The sequence below is a fragment of the Methylomonas methanica genome (assembly GCF_001644035.1).
In the GTDB taxonomy this organism is placed as follows: Bacteria; Pseudomonadota; Gammaproteobacteria; order Methylococcales; family Methylomonadaceae; genus Methylomonas; species Methylomonas methanica_A.
Map to the genome: position 1 here is coordinate 1 of NZ_LUUG01000111.1, position 20,929 is coordinate 20,929.

Here is a 20,929-nt window from a genome sequence, read left to right on the forward strand (position 1 = left end):
GGAGCGCAGGGAATAAGCGGCATCCGGGTGTCTTTTCTTTTGGATACTTTTCTTTGGACAAGCAAAGAAAAGTATCTCGGCTGTCGGGCCGAGACCCGACATTAAAATAATCCGTCGCGATAGCGACACAGTACTGCCAGAAACGCTTATCGGCGTGCAGACCAATTGAACGGTGGGCAAATTGCCCACCCTACATTAACCCAATCGTTCCCTCACCCAATCCGGCACCGCCGCCAACGCCGCCGGCAATCCCGCTGGATCGTTGCCCCCAGCCTGCGCCATATCCGGGCGACCACCGCCTTTGCCGCCCACTTGCGTTGCGACAAAATTCACCAACTCGCCGGCTTTGACTTTGTCCATCGCATCCTTTGACACGCTGGCGATCAGACTGACTTTATCGCCGCTGACCGCCGCTAATACTAAAGCCGCACTGCCTAATTTGTTTTTTAACTGGTCAGCCAGATCGCGTAAAGCCTTGGGATCAACGTCGTCGAGTTTCACCGCCAGTACTTTCACACCGTTGACATCCACCGCTTGGCTGGTCATTTCATCGCCCGCCGAGCTGGCTAATTTAGCCTTCAATTTTTCCAGTTCTTTTTCCAGGCCACGAGTTTTTTCCAGCAATTGATGGACTTTATCGGCTGCTTTATCGGGGGCTGCTTTCAATAATCCAGCGATGCTGAGCAAGGCTTTTTCGCGTTGTTCAATCCAATCCAATGCACCTTGGCCAGTGACGGCTTCCAGACGTCTGACGCCGGCCGCGACGCCGGTTTCGCCGACGATTTTGAACAAACCGATGTCGCCGGCTCTATCAACGTGCGTACCGCCGCATAACTCAGTGGAGAAATCGCCGATTTTTAAGACGCGTACTTCGTCGCCATATTTCTCGCCAAACAAGGCCATCGCGCCCGCTTTCACTGCATCGTCTTTCGCCATGATTTCCGCAGCTACCGGGTTGTTCAAACGAATCTGTTCGTTGACCAAGCGTTCGACGGAAGCGATTTCCGCAGCTGTCATCGGTTCGAAATGCGAGAAGTCGAAACGCAAACGTTCGGCGTTGACTTGCGAACCTTTTTGCGCGACATGCTCGCCTAAAGTCGCCCGCAACGCGGCATGCAATAAATGCGTGGCTGAATGGTTGCGTTCGGTAGCTTTGCGAATCTCGGCATCGACGCTGACTTCACAAGCTTGGCCTTCGCTGAGCGTGCCGCGCAACACCTTTCCTTTGTGTAGAAATAACTTGCCGCCCTGCTTTTGAGTGTCGTGAACTTCGAAAACTGCCTCGCCGCATTCGATGCGTCCGGAATCGCCGACTTGACCGCCGGACTCCGCGTAAAACGGGGTTTGATCCAGAATCACCACACCTTCGTCACCGGCTTCCAAAGCATCGACCGGCTGGCCTTGCTTAAATAAACCTAAAATTTGCACCGAGCCGTCCAGATGGAAATAGCCCGTAAATTCGGTACTGCTGTCGTGTTTGATGTCTTGATCGTAATCGGCCGCGAAACTACCGCCAGCCCGCGCCCTATCGCGCTGCGCAGCCATTTCCACTTCGAAGCCAGCGTGATCGACGCTCAGATTATTTTCGCGGGCAAAGTCGGCGGTCAAATCTACTGGGAAGCCATAGGTGTCGTATAACAAGAACACCACGTCTCCGGGAATCACATGACCATCCAACTTAGCGACACAGGCTTCCAAGATCTTCATGCCCTGCTCCAGGGTTTCCGCGAAGCGCTCTTCTTCTTTTTTCAGAATCCGCTCGACTTGTTCCTGAGCCTTGGCTAGTTCAGGATAAGCTGCGCCCATCTCGGCCACCAAGGGCGCGACCAGTTTGTAAAAGAACGTGTCTTGAATGCCCAAGCGGTAACCGTGGCGGATCGCTCGGCGCACGATGCGGCGCAATACATAGCCTCGGCCCTCATTGGACGGCAACACACCATCGGCCACCATAAACGCGCAAGAACGGATATGGTCGGAGATCACGCGCAATGAGCTATTCGCCAAGTCGTCGGTACCGGCCAATTGCGCGGCGACTTTCAAAAGGTTTTGGAATAAGTCGATTTCGTAATTGCTGTGCACGCCTTGCATCACCGCCGAAATCCGTTCCAAACCCATGCCGGTATCGACCGATGGTGCTGGCAACGGCGTCAGGTGACCGTCCTTGTCGCGGTCATATTGCATAAACACCAGATTCCAGATTTCGATATAACGGTCGCCGTCCTCGTCCGGGCTACCAGGGGGGCCGCCGGCCACATGTTCGCCGTGATCGTAGAAAATCTCGGTGCAAGGACCACAAGGACCCACATCGCCCATCGACCAGAAATTATCCTTGGCGCCGATCCGCGAGAAACGCTTGGGATCGTGTTTGACATCTTCCAGCCAAATCGCCTCGGCTTCGGAATCTTCATCAAACACCGTGACCCACAGTCTTTCCTTGGGGATACCCAATTCCTTGGTCAAAAAGTCCCAGGCAAAATGAATCGCATCGCGCTTGAAATAATCGCCAAAGCTGAAGTTGCCCAGCATTTCGAAGAAAGTATGATGACGCGCGGTATAGCCGACGTTTTCCAAGTCGTTATGCTTGCCGCCGGCTCGCACGCAGCGTTGGCTCGTGGCTGCGCGGGTGAAATCCAACTTCTCCCGACCTAAGAATACGTCTTTAAACTGCACCATCCCGGCGTTGGTAAACAACAGCGTGGGATCGTTGCCCGGCACCAGAGTACTGGACGGCTGCACGGAGTGGCCGTGTTGGCGAAAGAATTCCAAAAAGGCGGCCCGCAATTCGGCGCTGGTCATTTTTTTCATTGTGGTTAGTTCAATGTTTTGTGTTAACAAATAATTGTGACGCACCATCGCGATGAGGCGCATCGGTCGAAATTGCTGAGCTTAGTATCACTTCGCGAACCCAGAAGTTCTTAGAATCAGTCATTCCATCGTCTAATTCGCTCATTTTCCAAACGAGCTTCAATACTTACAGGATCTTGCCGACAGTCCATCACAGCATAAACAGAAACTAATTCATCATCGACAGTGTAATAAATCGCATACGGAAAGCGCTTTGCGACCAACCAATGAAATTCAGCGAACTTTTGGGGATGAATACCGGCATATAGAGCAAGTGAATCGATATCTGCATAAAGAGAATCCAAAAAATAACGGCCGACTCCCTCCTGCTGCCGTTCGTAAAACTCAAAACCATCCAGCAAATCAAATTTTGCGCTGTCAAAAATTCGAATTTTCATCGAATCCTATCTTGAATTTCCCGCTTTGCTGTTTCCCAATCAGTAAAACCAATCTCACCCGATTCCGCCAGGCGCTTTCTTTCCGCCAACAGGTGACCATGCCAATCTGGTGATGAATAGCCAGCCGCCTGACTGGATAAATCCTTCCATAACTCTTCCATCATGCCGATTTTCTCGGCAACCGACATTTCTTTTAGCGGTAGAGTAACTTTCACAACTTTCTCCCAGAACGACTTTGCACGAAACTAATGCGTACAGCGAAACACACGAATGGATCCGCCGAATGGAAACTTAAATTACTTTGCATCATTTTGCGGACCGCCTATCGGCATCCGCCCTAACCAATTTAATCTTCAATTCCACAAACAAGCGTTTAATCATCTCGCCGCTGAAACCGCGTTGCTGCAGGAAACGACTACGCTTCAGCCATTCGTTTTGGGTCAGCAATTTTTCCTCGCCGTATTTACCAAAATACACCTCAAGCAACAAATTCTGCCACCCGCCCTGCTCTTCGGCTTGCAAATCCAGTTCAGCATCGTTGATACCGCGCTGTTGTAGCTCATAACGAATTCGCACCGGCCCGTAGCCGCCACGGATACGCTGGCGCACATAACATTCGGTGTAGCGTTGGTCGTTTTGCCAATTCTGCTCGGCCATCTCATCGACGACCAGCTCAACTTCATCGCGGTTAAAGCCGCGTAGTGCCAATTTATCCAGCAGTTCCCGGCGGCTATGTTCGCGCCGGGCCAACAACCTTAGGCAGACTGCCTCGATCTGTTGCCGGCGTTCAATCGCCGTCGACAAACTCGGCGTCGTCGTCTTCACTGGCAACTGCCGGTGCGCTCGCTAACTTGGCAAAGGCTTTTTCTCGAATCGCTTTTTCCAGTTCCTTGGCCTTGTCCGGATTATCGCGTAAAAATTGCTTGGCGTTGTCTTTGCCCTGGCCGATCTTCTCGTTATTGTAGGCATACCAGGAACCGGACTTCTGGACGAAGCCGAATTCCACGCCCAAATCCACCAATTCGCCGAAGAAAGACACACCTTCGCCATACAGAATCTCGAAATCGGCTTGTTTGAACGGTGGCGCGACTTTGTTTTTAACGACTTTGACGCGAGTTTCGTTGCCAATTACCTCGTCGCCTTTCTTGATCGAACCGATGCGGCGTATATCCAGACGTACCGACGCATAAAACTTCAGGGCGTTACCGCCGGTAGTGGTCTCAGGATTGCCGAACATCACGCCAATTTTCATTCGCAATTGGTTGATAAAAATCACCAGCGTGTTGGAGCGTTTGATATTGGCGGTGAGTTTACGCAGCGCTTGCGACATCAAGCGGGCTTGCAAACCCATGTGCGAGTCGCCCATGTCGCCTTCGATCTCCGCTTTGGGAGTCAAGGCCGCCACCGAGTCTATTACCACGATGTCAACTGCGCCGGAACGCACCAACATATCGGTAATTTCCAAAGCCTGCTCGCCGGTATCCGGTTGCGAAACCAATAAGTCTTCAATATTGACACCGATCTTTTGCGCATAAACTGGGTCTAGCGCGTGCTCGGCATCGACAAACGCCGCCGTGCCGCCCAGCTTTTGCATTTGGGCGATGGTTTGCAGCGTTAAAGTGGTTTTACCGGACGATTCCGGTCCGTAGATTTCGATGACCCGACCGCGAGGTAATCCACCTACGCCAAGCGCTATATCCAAGGACAACGAACCGGTGGACACCACTTCGATGTCACGGCTGGCGGCGACATCGCCCATCCGCATCACGGAACCCTTGCCGAATTGCTTTTCAATCTGCATCAACGCGGCGCCCAGCGCCTTTTTCTTGTTTTCGTCCATTTTAGTACCTGCTGTTGTCTGGCCGGTGAAAGCCGCGCATTATCCCATAGACCCTGGCTGCGAAACAGTTTTAATCGCTCTGCAAACCTGAGAAAAAGCCGGCGGCAAGCTGTGGTTTATAGGGGAAATACAAGTGCAGATAGGAGGCTTGCAAGGAGCCTTTGCGGAAAAAGCCCTCGCCGTGGCCGAAACTCCGTTGCGCGGTGGAAACGGCAATCGGTTCCAGCACGGCATCGAGCTTGGAAAAATGAAAGCTATGACCGCGAATCTCGCCCTGCTCCAATTGCAGACTATGCATACCCAGGTTGGCTAGCCTAGTTTGCATGACCGCATTACCTGGCAACAAACCTACCATCGCCGCTTGATAGCCTTCCTTGTCCGCCAGACTATCCAGCAAATACAAAAAACCGCCGCATTCGGCATAGATGGCTTTACCGGCGCGATGATGGTCCTTTAATGCTTGCTTCATCGGCAAATTGTCGGCCAAGGTTTGTAAATGTAACTCAGGGTAGCCGCCCGGCAAGTAGACGCTGTCGGCCTCCGGCAAACCGCTGTCTAGCAACGGTGAGAAAAACACCAGCTCGGCGCCCATCGCTTGCAGACAATCCAGATTGGCTTGATAGATAAACGAAAACGCCGCATCGCGCGCCACGGCAATGCGCTTACCCTGCAACAATCGTGGCGGCGGATCGGTGGAAATGGCTGCAAAATTGACGGACTCAGGCAAGAGACAGGGAATAAAGCTATTTAATAATTCTGCTGCCCGCAACAGCCGGGCGTCCAGATCACCGATTTCGTCCGCCTGCAGCAAGCCCAAATGCCGGGAGGGCAAACCCACCGCTTCGTCTCTGCTCATCGCGGCTAACAAAGACATATCCGCCGGTAGCGCTTCTTGTAACATTTTCGCATGTCCGGCACTGCCCACCTTGTTGGCGATCACGCCGGAAAACTGCAAACCCGGCCGATAATTGGCCAAGCCGTAAGCCACCGCGGCAAAGGTTTGCGCCATGCCTTGCGCGTCGATCACTGCCGCCACCGGCACCGCCAAGGCCTGGGCCAAATCGGCGCTGCTGCTTTCGCCGTCGAACAAACCCATCACGCCTTCGATCAAGATCAAATCAGCTTCGCCGGCGGCGCGGTATAACAACTCGCGGCAATGCGCCTCACCCATCATCCATAAATCCAGTTGGTAGACAGGCTGCCCACAGGCGTAGACCAAAATTTGCGGATCAATGAAATCCGGACCGGTTTTGAATACCCGTACCCGACGGCCTTGCTGTCTATGGTAATAAGCCAGCGCGGCGGTAACGGTGGTCTTGCCCTGCCCAGAAGCCGGGGCGCTGATCAACATCGCCGGGCAACTGCGCGGTTCGGCAGTCAAAGATGAAGCAGGAGAAACAGTCAAAATATCAGTCCTTTTGGTAAAACCACATTTGATAAACACTCATTAAAATCTGCACACCCATCGACAAGCCCATCAACGCGCCGCTGAGCACCACCACATAGGCAAATTCGGAAATATGCTTGGTCACAAACCAGGACACCACGTCCAATAGCATCGCGAAGAACGGAATTACCAGCGCCACCCGTTTGACGTAGATATTCATATCGCAAAGCAAAAATATCTTGCCGATGAAAAACAGGATGAAGGCGATGCCGAACAAATGAATATGCGACACCCGCACCAGCGCCGGTGTTGACGCCCCGCCCTTGTGCGCGACGTCGGCGACACCTTGGTAATGGGTCAGATTAGGCAGGCTCGGGTTGGCGACAGGATTGTGACAGTGGATGCAATCACGGTTCAGAATCGGCGCAATCCGCTGCTCGTAGGCCGGTTGCTCGGCGCCATCCTGAATCCATTTCAAGATAATTTCCTTATCACTTTTGTATTTCAAATTGGGCTCCATGATACCGTTGATCGCCGCACCCAGCCGCGATTGAGTAGTCGAACCGTGATACATAATGACGATATCATCGATCGACAATCCGCGTTTGCCGTCGCGACCTTGATGGGTGTAATACAAATTCACCAAGGCCATCAGGTAACCCAGACCAATGGTCAACAGGAATACGGTATTTAAAATTTTCTCGCTGGTGGAAATATCTCGAAAACGTCGATATTGTTTCGGCATAGGCAAATTCGCAAAAAGAAAAGCAGGCTTAATCCATGGCGCCAAATAGACGCGGGGGAGCTTCCGACGAGCCAAATCGGCTCCCCAGCTAACTCGATGGCATTTAAAATGCTTTTAGAATAATCGATATGGAAATATTGATCTATGCGAAGTTCGCGGAAAAATCATACCGGCAAGTTTTATTTTTATCGCATAATCGACCACGGTTATGCGATAAAAATGCTTCACTCCATTACAGGAGCGAGCGCTGGTTTTGAATGAATCGTCCAATGCTCGGCTTTTGTTATCACCAGCAAAAACAACCATGAAACTATCCCCAGCGATTTAAGTCATTGGGAAACCCACCACAGCAGGAGAACTCATGCGTACTTTATTACTTTCCTTACTCGCCGCCACTGCCTTTTACGGCAGCTTATCGACAGCGCAAGCCCAAGAAACCGGTAGCGTGACAGTTCCGGATAAAGTTCGGGCCAATATTTTGAAAAGACACCCGCAAGCACAAGACTTAAAAGCGACCCACGAAACCCACTTTGGTCAACAAGTTCTGGAAGTGAGCTTCAAGGATGTGGAAGACGAACTGAAGCATGAACTATTTAGAGCAGACGGCGCGTTGTTTGCAAACGAAATCTTGTTGGCAAACGGTCTGGAAATATCGCCTGACGTAACCAAAGTGCTGGCCGATAACTTCCCCGGCTATAAGCTACACAAGGCGGAATTGGTCATTAATCCGAACGGCGTGGGTGAAGAATACGAATTATTTATCGAAGTGGGCGGCAGCAAATGGAAAGTTGCAGTCAACGACAAAGGTCAAATCACGGATAAAGATGCTTACTAAAGATTCGCATATTATTCGGGAATCCTAGGACTTCTCGGCCTAAGCTCCGGCCATTCTAATCGGTGTTTTTCTCATCTCTAAGCTGACTGCCTTTGCTGACGCCCGGTACCCATAGCGATAGTGCTATCGACACCGGGAGGAAGCGGACAGGTTAACTCGCATAGCTAGCCGTTTACTCTGACGCCTGGATTCGAAACCCGACTTACGGCAAATCCACTATTTTCCGCCCCACCTTGCAGGTCTTACAACATCGGTATGACTCAAAATAATTATCCCATCGCCGAGCTGTTTCCCGGCTTCTCAGAAGCAGACAGCTTACAGATAAACCAGGCGCTGACGCTAATCGAGCAGCTTTCGGTGGATTGCAACGACACCGTCCGCCCCAAAGGCGTCGATGTCGCGGTGATTTTAATGAGTGTGCATATCGATCTGGAAACCATTCTGGCGGCGCTGCTTAGCGATTCACGCGTTGCCGACAAACTCAGCGACTCGACAATACGAGAGCAATTCGGGCCGGTGGTCGCCGACTTGGTTAAGGACGTGAGCTGGCTGAATAAAGTCAGCATCTACAGCACCGAAATGGCAAACCAGCCTAACCAAGCCGAGATATTGCGGCGCATGCTGCTGGCGATGACCCACGACGTGCGGGCGGTGCTGATAAAATTGGCGTTTCGCATCCAGCGATTGCGCGGACTACAACACGAGCAAGAAAATATCCGCCGCTTCATTGCCAGGGAAACCCTGGACATTTATGCCCCACTTGCCAATCGCTTGGGCATTAATCAATTTAAATGGGAATTGGAAGACCTTGCGTTTCGCTATGTCGATCCGGAGCATTATCGCTTTGTGACCGAATCATTGGCGGTCAATCGCGAACAACGCCAAGCCTTTATCGAACGGTTTTTAGCGGCACTTAAAGACCATTTAAAGCAGGAAGGCATACAGGCCAAGGTCTACGGCAGACCGAAGCACATCTATAGCATCTGGAACAAGATGCACCGCAAGCAGCTGGCGATAAACGAGCTATACGATTTATTGGCGGTGCGGGTGGTGGTAGACAGTTTGTCAGCCTGCTACATGGTGCTGGGCTTGGCGCATAGTCACTGGCAGCATATTCCGCGCGAATTCGACGATTACATCGCCAACCCCAAGGAAAACGGCTATCAATCGCTGCATACCGTGGTTTTGGATGAAGACGGCAACCGTATCGAAATTCAAATCCGTACCCAAGCCATGCACGACTTTGCCGAACTGGGGGTAGCAGCGCACTGGCGCTATAAGGAGGGCAGCAAGTTCAACGCCGCGACCGAAAAGAACATCGCCTCGCTCCGGCAACTGCTGGAAGACAAGGACAGCCCCGACAGCTTGCTGGAAAACTTTCATACCGAGCTGTTTTCCGACCGGGTCTTCGTGCTGACACCCGCCGGCAAGTTAGTCGACTTGGTCAAGGGCGCTACGCCACTGGATTTTGCTTATGCCATCCATACCGAAGTGGGGCATAGCTGCCGCGGCGCCAAAGTTAACGGCCAGATCAAGCCACTGACTTACAAGCTGTGTTCCGGGGAGCAGGTAGAAATTATCACCGTCAAAAATGGTCAGCCCAATCACAATTGGCTTAATCCCAACCTCGGTTATTTAAAGACCCCGCGCGCTATCAGCAAGGTAAAAAGCTGGTTCAAACAACAACAGCAGGCCGAAAATATCGCCGCCGGCAAATTGCTGCTGGATAAGGAAAGTAGGCGGCTGGGCTTAAAAACCGTCGATATCAACGAGCTTTTGAGACATTTTAAATTCTCGGACATAGAGCACTTTTACGAAGCGCTAGGTCACGGCGACATCAACAACCGGCAATTGGCCGGCGCGCTGAAAATTCCGGAATTGGAACCTACGCCGATTAAGTTGGTGCCAAGCAAATCCTCAACACAATCAGCGATCACTATCGACGATATCGATAATGTGGTCACCACGCTGGCGCATTGCTGCTCGCCGGTGAAAGGTGACGAGATTATCGGCTTTATCTCACATAAGCGCGGCATCACGATTCATCGCCGCGATTGCGAGAATATCCGGCATTTATCGCCAGAGCAACAATTGCAATTGTTAAAGGCAGATTGGAGTGGTCAACAAACCGTGCATCACAGCGTACCGATTTTGATTCATGCCTTTAACGCGCAAAATTTGCTGAACGACGTTTCTCAGGTACTAGCTGCCGGAAAAGTACATATCAGCAATGCCTCGTTGAAGACTCACGACGATTTGTCCGCCATTCTGACTATGACTATTCAAATTGAAAACACCGAGCAGCTCAGTTTGGTGCTGACACGTATCAGTCATTTGCCAAATATTATTGAAGTGAGGAGGAAAGTCTGAATCAGCTCTTAATCAGCGTTAATTCAACTATTGGCAAGACTTTTTTAGCGGCTCGGCAGAGGATTCATGCTAACATAGCCGTTTTAAATTTAGAGCTTTAACTATGGCAAAAGAAGATCAGATTGAAATGGATGGCAAGGTCATCGACACCCTGCCCAATACTATGTTTCGCGTCGAGCTGGAAAACGGTCACATTGTCACCGCCCATATCTCCGGCAAAATGCGCAAGCACTATATCCGCATACTGACTGGCGATAAAGTCCGCGTAGAAATGACACCTTACGACTTGACCAAAGGCCGCATTACTTTCCGCAATCGCTAACCCGTCCCCGGGAAAGCGATTGCTTCCCTCGCTCTACACGACTTGATTCAACTGCGAAACGATAAGTTGTTTGCTCTCAATTGCAAAAGCCAACGCATCGTTCTCGACATGTACTCGTACGTGACCGCCATTCGCTAAACGACCAAACAACAAATCTTCCGCCAACGGTTTTTTGATCTTTTCCTGAATCAATCGCGCCATCGGCCTTGCACCCATTTTGGGATCGTAACCACGCTCGGCCAACCAGGCTCTTGCATCTGGCTCCAAAGTGAGAGTCACATTTTTATCGGCGAGAACTGCTTCGAGCTCAAAAATAAACTTATCAACCACACTACCGACCACCGCCATGTCCAATGATTTGAATTGGACAATCGCATCCAACCGGTTTCTAAACTCTGGAGAAAAGCCACGCTCTATCACCTTCAGGCTGTCAGAAGCATGATTTTGCTGTGTAAATCCCATGGAAGCCCGGCTACTCTCTTCGGCTCCGGCATTGGTAGTCATGATCAAAATAACATTCCTGAAATCCGCTTTCCGGCCATTATTGTCGGTCAAAGTACCATGGTCCATCACCTGCAAAAGCAGATTGAATACATCGGGATGGGCTTTTTCTAATTCGTCTAGCAACAATACTGCATGAGGATGTTTGGTCACCGCTTCGGTCAGTAATCCGCCCTGATCGAACCCAACGTAACCGGGAGGCGCCCCGATTAAACGCGATACGGTATGCCGCTCCATGTATTCAGACATATCGAAACGAATCAATTCTATGCCTAAGACTTTAGCCAGCTGGCGCGTCACTTCGGTTTTACCAACACCGGTAGGACCGGCAAACAGGAACGAACCGATAGTTTTAGTGGTATCGCGCAAACCGGCTCGCGATAATTTGATCGCCGACGCCAACTCTGAAATAGCCTCGTCTTGACCGAACACCAGCATTTTCAGGTTCTTTTCCAGGTTGGATAGTTTATCAATATCGTTAGACGACACCGATTGCGCCGGCACCCTGGCAATTTTAGCGACGATCTCTTCTATCTCGGCGGTATCGATCAGGTCTTTGCGATCAATACCGGCAAATAAACGCTGCCGGGCACCTGCCTCGTCAATCACGTCGATAGCTTTGTCGGGCAAATGTCTATCGGTGATATAGCGTGCGGATAGTTCCACAGCCAGCCGCAATGCTTCTTGGGTGTATTTCAGACCATGATGTTCTTCAAAGCGCGACTTGAGGCCTTTCAAGATTAATACGGTATCTTCGATTGAAGGCTCTATCACATCGATTTTTTGAAAGCGCCGCGCCAAGGCATGGTCTTTTTCGAAAATGCCGCGATATTCCTGATAGGTAGTGGAACCTATGCAACGCAGCTGTCCGGATGCCAACACCGGCTTGATCAGATTGGATGCATCCATCACACCGCCGGACGCAGAACCCGCGCCGATAATGGTGTGAATTTCGTCGATAAATAAAATCGAGTCAGGTTCTTTTTTCAGCTGATTAATTAAGGCCTTCAGTCGTTTTTCAAAGTCGCCGCGATATTTGGTACCGGCAACCAGTGCCCCCATATCCAAAGAATAAATGACGCTGTTAAGCAATATATCGGGAACTTGCTCTTCGACAATTCTTTTCGCCAAACCTTCCGCGATAGCCGTTTTACCGACTCCCGCCTCCCCGACCAATAGAGGATTATTTTTGCGACGGCGGCAAAGCACTTGAATGGTTCTTTCCACTTCCAGCTCGCGACCAATCAAAGGATCGATATTGCCCTTCAAGGCTTCGTCGTTCAAATTGGTTGCATATTTTTCCAACGGGCTAGACAAGGCTTCGTTGCTGCCACGATCAGCTTCCGGTTCTTCGCTACTCTCTTTTCTGAACTGTTCGATTTTGGAAACCCCATGCGCCAGATAATTCACCACATCCAGACGTGTGATGTCCTGTTTATTCAACAAATAAACCGCATGCGAATCCTGCTCGCTAAACAAGGCTACAAATAAGTTGGCGCCGGTCACTTCTTTTTTGTCGGAAGCCTGCACATGAAAAACCGCACGCTGTAAAACGCGCTGAAAACCTAAAGTGGGTTGAGTCTCTCGCTGTATCCCTTCCGGAATTAGGGAAATGGTTTCGTCTATAAACCGCGTTAATTCGGCCCGCAACGCATTAACATTGCAGCCGCAAGCGATCAAAATCGGTATCGTCGTGACGTTGTCCAACAAGGCCAGCAACAAATGCTCGACCGTGATGAATTCGTGTCTTTTGGCATGAGCTCCGGTAAAAGCAGCATTCAATGTCACTTCAAGTTCTTTACTTAGCATGGTTACCCCTCACGCCTCTTCCATCGTGCACATCAGCGGATGATGATGCTCGCGGGAATATTCATTAACAATATGTACTTTGGTTTCAGCAACGTCTTTGGTATAGGTACCGCAAACACCGACGCCCTGCGTGTGCACTTGCAACATCACTTGTGTGGCTTTTTCTTGGCTCATGTTAAAAAAATCAGTCAATATTTCGACGACAAAATCCATAGGCGTAAAGTCGTCGTTAAGCAACATCACCTTATACAGTGGCGGTCTTTTCAGCTGCGGTTTGGCTTCTTGCAGCGCGGTGTTACCGTCGCCATCTTTCAAGGGTTCAAAATCTGACATAAGCTTTGGTGCTGTGAATCATTGTGATCTTAAAAATAGCGTCTTAAACATTAAATTTCAATCTTTGCGCATATAAAAAACATTTCTAGTAAAATGCGCGCCTTTTACCGTTTTCTATCAACATCATGGTTTGGAAACCTCACGTCACAGTAGCCGCCGTGATCGAAAAAGATGGCCGCTTTCTGCTGGTTGAAGAGACAACGGCTCGAGGCCTTGCGTTCAATCAGCCGGCAGGTCATTTGGAAGAAGGTGAAGATTTAATCAGCGCCGTCAAACGCGAAGTGTGGGAGGAAACAGCTTGGCAATTTGAACCGGAGGCATTAATCGCCACACAACTATGGCGTAGAAATCCACATATGCCCAGTTTTGTTCGCTTCTGTTTTTCCGGCACGGTCAACAACCACAATCCAGAACAACCTCTCGATGACGGCATTATCGACACTCACTGGCTAGGCCGCAATGAAATTTACGCAAAGCGCCAACAATTACGCAGCCCTTTGGTATTAACCACCGTGGACGAATACCTGAAAGGCCACCGTTATCCGCTTACCATCTTACAGTCTTTTCTCGATTTAGAATGAGTAAACATATCATCGTCGGCATGTCCGGCGGCGTCGACTCTTCCGTCACCGCATTAATCTTGCAAGAACAAGGCCACAAGGTCACCGGTTTGTTCATGAAAAACTGGGAAGAAGACGACGGTACTGAATATTGTACAGCGATGGAAGACTTGGCCGACGCACAGCAGGTTTGCGACAAACTGGGCATAGAGCTTAAGACGGTCAACTTCGCAGCCGAATACTGGGACGACGTTTTTGAAGTGTTTTTGTCGGAATTCAAGGCTGGTCGCACACCCAATCCCGACATACTTTGTAACAAACACGTCAAATTCAAAGCCTTTTTGGATTACGCCATCGAAGATCTGGGAGCTGAATATATCGCCACCGGCCACTATGCCCGCGTCGATCAACACAACGGCGAATTTCGATTATTAAAAGGCTTGGATCCCAACAAAGAGCAAAGCTATTTTTTGTATGCGATGGGGCAGAAAGCCTTGTCGCGGACCCTGTTCCCGATCGGCCACCTGCATAAACCGGAAATCCGGGCGCTGGCCGATAAAGCCGGGTTTGCCAACAGCCGCAAGAAAGACAGCACCGGCATCTGCTTCATAGGCGAACGCAAGTTCAAGGAATTCCTGCAACGCTACCTGCCCCACCAACCCGGCGAAATGCGCACCCCCGATGGCAAATACATTGGCAAACACCACGGCCTGATGTACTACACCCTCGGCCAACGTCAGGGATTAGGCATAGGTGGCGTCAAGGATGCCCCAGACGAGCCCTGGTTCGTGTTAGAAAAAGACCTGGACAACAACGTGCTGATCGTCGGCCAAGGCCACGAACATCCGCTGATGCTGCACAATACATTGGAAGCCGGACAATTGGATTGGTGCGGCAAGCCTTTGACCGAAACCATCCGCTGCGCCGCCAAGACTCGCTACCGCCAACCGGATCAAGATTGCGTCGTCGAACCGATCGACGGCGGCACCCGCGTCAAAGTTCGCTTCGACGAAGAACAACGGGCGATTACGCCGGGGCAGTCGGTGGTGTTTTACTCGGGTGAAGTTTGTCTGGGCGGCGGCATTATCGAATCCAAATACAACGCTTAAAATCCCTAGATGATGGGCTGAATGAAATTAAGTCCATCTCATACTCAAGATAGGAAACCATCATGACACTAACCGCCATCTCCCCCATCGACGGCCGCTACGCCAGCAAAGTTGACGCCCTCCGCCCCATTTTCAGCGAATACGGCTTGATCCGTTACCGGGTTGAAGTTGAAGTGCGCTGGTTGCAAGCCCTGGCTGCCGAAGCTAAGATCGTCGAAGTACCCGCCTTGTCTGCCCAAGCGATTGCCGTATTGAACGACATCGTCAGCAATTTTTCCGAAGCCGACGCCCAAGCGGTCAAAGACATCGAGAAAACCACCAACCACGACGTCAAAGCGGTCGAGTATTTCCTGAAAACCAAAATCAAGGACAACGCCGAACTGCATGCCGTCAACGAGTTCATCCACTTCGCCTGCACCTCGGAAGACATCAACAATCTGTCATACGCCTTGATGCTGAAGGAAGGCCGCGGCCTGATCCTCAGCGAAATCGACGCCACCATCGCAGAGATCAAACAACTGGCCTTGAATAGCGCCGAACAGCCTATGCTATCGCGCACCCATGGGCAGTCGGCGACGCCGACCACGGTCGGCAAGGAATTCGCCAACGTCGCCGCCCGTATGCAGCGCCAACGCGAACAACTCGCCAAGGTCGAACTGCAGGGCAAGATCAACGGCGCGGTAGGCAATTACAACGCGCACAGCGTCGCCTACCCGGATGTGGATTGGGCACAGTTCGCGCAAAACTTCGTCGAGTCACTGGGACTGACTTTCAATCCTTATACGATACAGATTGAGCCGCACGATTACATGGCCGAATTTTTCCACGTTCTGTCGCGCTTCAACACCATCTTGCTGGACTTCGACCGCGACGTCTGGGGCTATATTTCGCTGGGTTATTTCAAGCAAAAAACCATCGCCGGCGAAGTCGGCTCGTCAACCATGCCGCACAAGGTCAATCCTATCGACTTCGAAAACTCCGAAGGCAATCTGGGTCTGGCGAATGCAATCTTCGGTTTTCTGGCCGACAAATTGCCGGTATCCCGTTGGCAGCGCGATTTGACCGACTCAACCGTGTTGCGCAACATCGGTGTCGGCATCGCCCACACCAGCATCGCCATCCAATCAACCTTGAAAGGCATCTCCAAACTGGAAATCAACCCGGCACTGATCGATGAAGACCTGGATCAAAACTGGGAAGTATTGGCCGAACCAATTCAAACCGTGATGCGTCGTTACGGCATCGAAAAACCTTACGAAAAACTCAAAGAACTAACCCGTGGCCAGCGCGTCACCGGCGACGGCATGCGCGCTTTCGTCGAGAAACTGGAGATTCCAGCCCAAGCCAAAGCCGAACTGCTGGCACTAACGCCGCATAGTTACACCGGGTATGCAGCTGATTTAGCCAAGAAAATCGGTTAAACACCAGGATAGGTTGTTGCTGAACTTCATCTGGATATTCTTCTTCCTGAGCGCTTTCGCCACCGCAGCCTTCAAGCTGCTGGTACTGGGCGATACGAAGGTGTTTTCCGAGCTAATGAATGCAATGTTCAGCCTGTCGAAAACAGCGTTCGAGATTTCACTGGGATTGAGCGGCGTGTTGGCCTTGTGGCTGGGCATTATGAAAATCGGCGAGCATAGCGGTTTTATTGATTTACTAACCAAGGCGCTGAATCCGCTGTTCAGCCGCCTGATGCCGGAGATCCCAAAGGATCATCCGGCGCTCGGCGCGATGGTGATGAACATCGCCGCCAACATGCTTGGGCTGGACAACGCCGCGACGCCGATGGGTATCAAGGCCATGCAGGAAATGCAGACCTTGAATCCGCACCCGGAACGAGCCAGCGATGCGCAGATATTGTTTCTGGTGATCAACACCTCGTCGGTGACGCTGTTTCCGGTGACGATCTTCGCTTACCGAGCACAGCTCGGCGCGGCCAATCCGACCGACGTGTTCATCCCAATATTGATCGCCACCTATATGTCGACGCTGACCGGTTTGCTGGCCGTCGCGGCCGTGCAGAAAATCAATCTGCTGGACAAGGTGGTATTGGCGTATCTGGGCGGCATTACCGCCTTGGTCGGCGGGATACTGGCTTATTTCGCCGGCTTGGATCAAGCGGAAATGCTGCAACAATCGGCCTTGGTCAGCCATGTGATTTTGTTCAGCCTGGTTATTTCCTTCATTGCCGCAGCCACCTACAAACAGCTGAATGCTTACGAGTTGTTCGTCGAAGGCGCCAAACACGGTTTTCAAACCGCGATCAGCATCATTCCTTATCTGGTGGCGATGCTGGTGGCTTTTGGGGTGTTCCGGGCCAGTGGTGCATTGGAATTGATCACCGACGGCTTAAGGCTGCTGGTCAATTATGCCGGTATCGATAACCGTTTCATTGACGGCCTGCCAACCGCACTGATGAAGCCGTTCAGCGGCAGCGGTGCGCGGGCGATGATGATAGACACCATGAAAACCCTCGGCGCCGACTCTTTTGCCGGCAGACTGGCGTCGGTGGTGCAAGGCAGCACTGAGACCACGTTTTATGTGCTGGCGGTATATTTCGGCGCGGTTAATATCAAGCAGATACGCCACGCCGCCGCGTGCGGCATCGTTGCCGACCTCGGCGGCATTCTTAGCGCCATTTTTGTGACTTATTGGTTTTTTGGTTAGGTCGATGATCGATGCCAATCGTTTGATTTTGTTGGGTTACGTTTCACTAACCCAACCTACATTTTTTGATATTACATGCAGATACATTTAAAAACCCTGGGCTGCCGCCTCAACGAAGCAGAACTGGAAACCTGGGCGCAGGCCTTTCAGGCCAAAGGTCACGGCATCACCCGCAATTTGAGCGAAGCGCAACTGGTGATCATCAATTCCTGCGCGGTGACTCAGGATGCCGTGAAAAAATCCAAGCAAATGATACGCCGCATCCACCGCGATAATCCGCAAGCCAAACTGGTGGTCAGCGGCTGTTACGCGACCCTGAATGAAACAGAAGCAGCGCAATTGATGGGCGTGGATTTGATCGTCGGCAACCAGGATAAAAACCAGCTGGTGGAAAAAACCCTGGCCGAGCTGAATCTGAACAGCATGCCGGCCATGTCGACCGAACCCGGCGAAGTCTCGCTGTTTAGCCGCGGTCGGCAACGGGCTTTCGTGAAAGTCCAGGACGGGTGCCGCTACCGGTGCACCTTCTGCATCGTCACCGTCGCTCGCGGCGAGGAGAGCAGTCGCCCTGTTCAAGATGTGATTCAAGAAATCAACACCTTGTATAGCCAAGGCATCAACGAAGCCATCATCACCGGCGTACATCTGGGTGGTTACGGCAGCGACATTTCCAGTAATCTGGTCGAGTTAATCACAGAAATTCTCGATAAAACCGCAATTCCGCGCTTGCGTCTCGGCTCGCTGGAGCCTTGGGAGTTACCCGACGGTTTCTTCGAACTGTTCAAAAATCCACGACTGATGCCGCATCTCCATCTACCCTTGCAAAGCGGTAGCGACAGCGTGTTACGCCGTATGGCCAGACGCTGTAAAACCGAAGAATTCGGCCAGATTGTCAAATTAGCCAGAGCCGCGATTCCGCATTTCAATATCACCACCGACATCATCGTCGGCTTTCCGGGTGAAACAGAAGTGGAATGGCAGGAAAGTTTTGAGTACATCAAAAACCTGGGTTTTGGTCATATTCACATTTTTAGCTATTCGCCTCGCGAAGGCACGAAAGCTGCGGGCTTGCCGGATCAAATCGATCAGAACACAAAGAAACAGCGCAGCAAGCAATTGCATGAATTAGCCGATACAATGAAGCGCCGGTTCATTGCCGAAAACCTCGGCGAGCAGGCCAATATTTTATGGGAAGGGCAAAAAGAGGCGCAGAGCAATGGCACTATCCGCCATTTCGGTTACACGCCGAATTATCTAAGGGTAGCCTGCGACGTGGCACCTGACCTCATTCTGGAAAATAGGATGGTGGCGGGAGAATTAATCGAAGCTAAACAGGATTTCGTGCTGGTACGCTTGACTTGACGCCATAAAAAAGCCGCAAAGCAAACAGCTTTGCGGCTTTTTCGCGTTATAAATCAATACGGATTCGGATCAAGCGGTCCTCGCCCGCCGCCCTGCATTTCGTCGAATTTCAAGACGTCTTCGTCCGGAACCTTACCATCATGAATTAGATAATTACGTCTGGAAAGATAGGCGTTTTTGAAAAACTCGTAACGATCCAGTGCTGCTTCGGTGGCGACTTTTTCCATGCCCAATAAATCTGAACGTGCATCGATGACTTTCAATGCGCCAGGTCCAATTGAAACAGCCGCGCCAATCCAGTTTGGATTTATATAGATACCGGCATAAGTAAACGGATTCATCGCGGCATCGCCAACCAATCCGAACACACCACGCGGCGAACTAGGTCCGAAAAACGGTAGCACCAAGTAAGGACCGGTAGGTATTCCCCAATAGCCTAAGGTTTGATCAAAGTCTTCATTGTGTTTGGGCAAATCGATCATCGTGCCCACGTCGATCAGACCGGCAACACCGATTGTGGTGTTCACCAAAAAACGCGCGCCGTCCTGACCGGATTGCAGGAATTTACCTTGTAAAACATCGTTGGTACAAACACCTATGTCATCGACATTGCTGAAAAAATTAGTAACTGCTTGGTCCGCAAAATCCGGCATAACCCAATCGTAGCCTTTGGCAACCGGTTTCATGACATAATCGTCCACACCGTCATTAAACGATTGAACACCTCTGTTCCAGCCCTCCCAAGGATCTTTAGGATCGACACCGTGGGTTGTGGCACAACCGCTTAATAAAGTCAGTAACCCTAAGATCACCCAAGCTTTTTTCCCGTCTTGCATAACTTCACCTCACCAATTGAATATTGTTTATACCTATCCAAAACTCACGTAACATAACGTACAACCGACTTTTTTAGCCAACCACAACTCAATGGAAATAAACCTAAATCCGTTAGGCAACCGTTTCAGAGGTTACCTTCCTGTTATTGTCGATATAGAGACCGCCGGCTTTAATTCGAAAAAAAACCCACTATTGGAAATCGCCGCCGTAATAGTCGAACCAGACACAGACGGTTGGTTACATGTCACCGAAAAACATCACTGCAATATCATTCCTTTTAAAAACTCCGAGCTGGATGATGCAGCGCTCAAATTTACAGGTATTGATCCATACCATCCTTTCCGCATGGCTATAGAAGAGAAGGATGCGCTTACCAAACTGTTTACCCCTATCAAAGCCGCTGTAAAACGTAACGAATGCAAGCGGGCGATTTTAGTTGGCCATAATCCTGCTTTTGATATCAATTTTTTGAACGCCGCTATTGAGCGCACCAACTATAAACGAAGTCCGTTTCATCCATTCAGCAGCTTCGACACTGCAACACTAGGCGGGCTAATGTACGGCCAAACAGTCTTAGCAAAAATTGCTCAAGCCGCCGGAATTATCTGGGATAACGAAAAAGCACATTCAGCTCTTTATGATGCCGAACAAACTGCCGAGTTGTTTTGTCTGATTATCAACCGGTGGAAAAAATTAAGCGAGTACGAAGTGACATAAATCTACTCAATTAGCGACGTAGTACACATTACGCTCCAACAGAGTGTAGCGACGACGATATCAATGTATCAAAGGCCTCTAAAATTAAAATATCTGGTTTAGTAATCTAGAGTTACTGACTAAACCTGGATTGCTTAACTTAAGTCATATCTGTAGACCCCAGTAAGCATCAGCTTATAGTGGTAAGAATCCGCAGAGAGTCCATTGCAATACTCAGTCGAATAGAGCCGCTGCCGCCGATCTGATATTTTCTTTTCGACTAAAGTTTGGAATCAACGTTAGCCAGCAAATTA

General features: G+C 50.7%; 19 protein-coding genes. 9 read left to right on the forward strand and 10 right to left on the reverse strand.

The window, feature by feature from the left end; all coding sequences use genetic code 11:
- Positions 1–195 precede the first annotated feature (195 nt).
- From alaS to A1332_RS20590, 7 genes are all read right to left on the reverse strand, one after another.
- Positions 196–2,796, reverse strand: a complete 2,601-nt coding sequence (gene alaS, locus A1332_RS20560) for an alanine--tRNA ligase (RefSeq protein ID WP_064010315.1) — start codon at positions 2,794–2,796, stop codon at positions 196–198.
- Between the two features lie 125 nt (positions 2,797–2,921).
- Positions 2,922–3,242: a type II toxin-antitoxin system RelE/ParE family toxin gene (locus tag A1332_RS20565; RefSeq protein ID WP_064010300.1), complete on the reverse strand. Its 321-nt coding sequence runs from the start codon at positions 3,240–3,242 to the stop codon at positions 2,922–2,924.
- Positions 3,239–3,457 carry an addiction module protein gene (locus A1332_RS20570; protein ID WP_157204073.1) on the reverse strand — a complete coding sequence of 73 codons (219 nt, stop codon included), beginning with the start codon at positions 3,455–3,457 and terminating at the stop codon, positions 3,239–3,241. The genes A1332_RS20565 and A1332_RS20570 overlap by 4 nt, the downstream gene beginning before the upstream one ends.
- A gap of 91 nt (positions 3,458–3,548) precedes the next feature.
- Positions 3,549–4,067, reverse strand: a complete 519-nt coding sequence (locus tag A1332_RS20575; RefSeq protein WP_197491525.1) for a regulatory protein RecX — start codon at positions 4,065–4,067, stop codon at positions 3,549–3,551.
- The gene (recA, locus tag A1332_RS20580) at positions 4,030–5,082 is read right to left on the reverse strand and encodes a recombinase RecA (protein ID WP_064010303.1); all 1,053 of its coding nucleotides are present in this window, start codon (positions 5,080–5,082) and stop codon (positions 4,030–4,032) included. Before recA ends, A1332_RS20575 begins: the two co-directional genes overlap by 38 nt.
- Positions 5,083–5,152: 70 nt before the next feature.
- Positions 5,153–6,487: a cobyrinate a,c-diamide synthase gene (locus A1332_RS20585; protein ID WP_331709886.1), complete on the reverse strand. Its 1,335-nt coding sequence runs from the start codon at positions 6,485–6,487 to the stop codon at positions 5,153–5,155.
- Between the two features lie 4 nt (positions 6,488–6,491).
- Positions 6,492–7,214, reverse strand: coding sequence for a hypothetical protein (locus A1332_RS20590; RefSeq protein WP_064010305.1), 723 nt, complete (start codon positions 7,212–7,214; stop codon positions 6,492–6,494).
- A 361-nt stretch (positions 7,215–7,575) separates the two neighbouring features.
- Here A1332_RS20590 and A1332_RS20595 point away from each other — a divergent pair, with 361 nt between their 5' ends.
- The 3 genes from A1332_RS20595 to infA all read left to right on the forward strand — a co-directional run bounded on the left by A1332_RS20595 (position 7,576) and on the right by infA (position 10,741).
- Complete coding sequence (locus tag A1332_RS20595; protein WP_064010306.1) at positions 7,576–8,049, forward strand: hypothetical protein; 474 nt, start codon at positions 7,576–7,578, stop codon at positions 8,047–8,049.
- A gap of 255 nt (positions 8,050–8,304) precedes the next feature.
- Positions 8,305–10,419, forward strand: coding sequence for a RelA/SpoT family protein (locus tag A1332_RS20600; protein WP_064010307.1), 2,115 nt, complete (start codon positions 8,305–8,307; stop codon positions 10,417–10,419).
- A gap of 103 nt (positions 10,420–10,522) precedes the next feature.
- A complete protein-coding gene (gene infA / locus A1332_RS20605) occupies positions 10,523–10,741 on the forward strand; it encodes a translation initiation factor IF-1 (RefSeq protein WP_013819653.1) in 219 nt (72 codons plus the stop codon).
- Positions 10,742–10,774: 33 nt separating this feature from the next.
- Here infA and clpA read toward each other — a convergent pair whose 3' ends face one another.
- Together clpA and clpS are read right to left on the reverse strand one after the other, a co-directional pair.
- On the reverse strand, positions 10,775–13,051 hold the full coding sequence (gene clpA, locus A1332_RS20610; protein WP_064010308.1) for an ATP-dependent Clp protease ATP-binding subunit ClpA: 2,277 nt from the start codon (positions 13,049–13,051) through the stop codon (positions 10,775–10,777).
- 9 nt (positions 13,052–13,060) lie between these two features.
- Positions 13,061–13,384: an ATP-dependent Clp protease adapter ClpS gene (gene clpS, locus A1332_RS20615; RefSeq protein ID WP_020482550.1), complete on the reverse strand. Its 324-nt coding sequence runs from the start codon at positions 13,382–13,384 to the stop codon at positions 13,061–13,063.
- Between the two features lie 125 nt (positions 13,385–13,509).
- Between clpS and A1332_RS20620 the strand changes: the two genes are divergently transcribed.
- From A1332_RS20620 to mtaB, 5 genes are all read left to right on the forward strand, one after another.
- Entirely contained in the window at positions 13,510–13,965 is a 456-nt protein-coding gene (locus A1332_RS20620; RefSeq protein ID WP_064010309.1) for an NUDIX hydrolase, read from the forward strand.
- Complete coding sequence (gene mnmA / locus A1332_RS20625; RefSeq protein ID WP_064010310.1) at positions 13,962–15,053, forward strand: tRNA 2-thiouridine(34) synthase MnmA; 1,092 nt, start codon at positions 13,962–13,964, stop codon at positions 15,051–15,053. The genes A1332_RS20620 and mnmA overlap by 4 nt, the downstream gene beginning before the upstream one ends.
- Before the next feature lie 62 nt (positions 15,054–15,115).
- Positions 15,116–16,474 (forward strand): adenylosuccinate lyase, encoded by a 1,359-nt coding sequence (gene purB, locus A1332_RS20630; protein ID WP_064010311.1) that lies wholly within the window; start codon positions 15,116–15,118, stop codon positions 16,472–16,474.
- A gap of 16 nt (positions 16,475–16,490) precedes the next feature.
- Entirely contained in the window at positions 16,491–17,720 is a 1,230-nt protein-coding gene (locus A1332_RS20635) for a nucleoside recognition domain-containing protein (protein WP_064010316.1), read from the forward strand.
- Positions 17,721–17,795: 75 nt separating this feature from the next.
- Positions 17,796–19,082 (forward strand): tRNA (N(6)-L-threonylcarbamoyladenosine(37)-C(2))-methylthiotransferase MtaB, encoded by a 1,287-nt coding sequence (gene mtaB, locus A1332_RS20640; RefSeq protein WP_064010312.1) that lies wholly within the window; start codon positions 17,796–17,798, stop codon positions 19,080–19,082.
- 53 nt (positions 19,083–19,135) lie between these two features.
- Here the strand turns inward: mtaB and A1332_RS20645 are convergent, their stop codons facing one another.
- The gene (locus tag A1332_RS20645) at positions 19,136–19,918 is read right to left on the reverse strand and encodes a VacJ family lipoprotein (protein WP_064010313.1); all 783 of its coding nucleotides are present in this window, start codon (positions 19,916–19,918) and stop codon (positions 19,136–19,138) included.
- 91 nt (positions 19,919–20,009) lie between these two features.
- Here A1332_RS20645 and rnt point away from each other — a divergent pair, with 91 nt between their 5' ends.
- Positions 20,010–20,636 (forward strand): ribonuclease T, encoded by a 627-nt coding sequence (rnt, locus tag A1332_RS20650; protein ID WP_064010314.1) that lies wholly within the window; start codon positions 20,010–20,012, stop codon positions 20,634–20,636.
- Positions 20,637–20,929 lie beyond the last annotated feature (293 nt).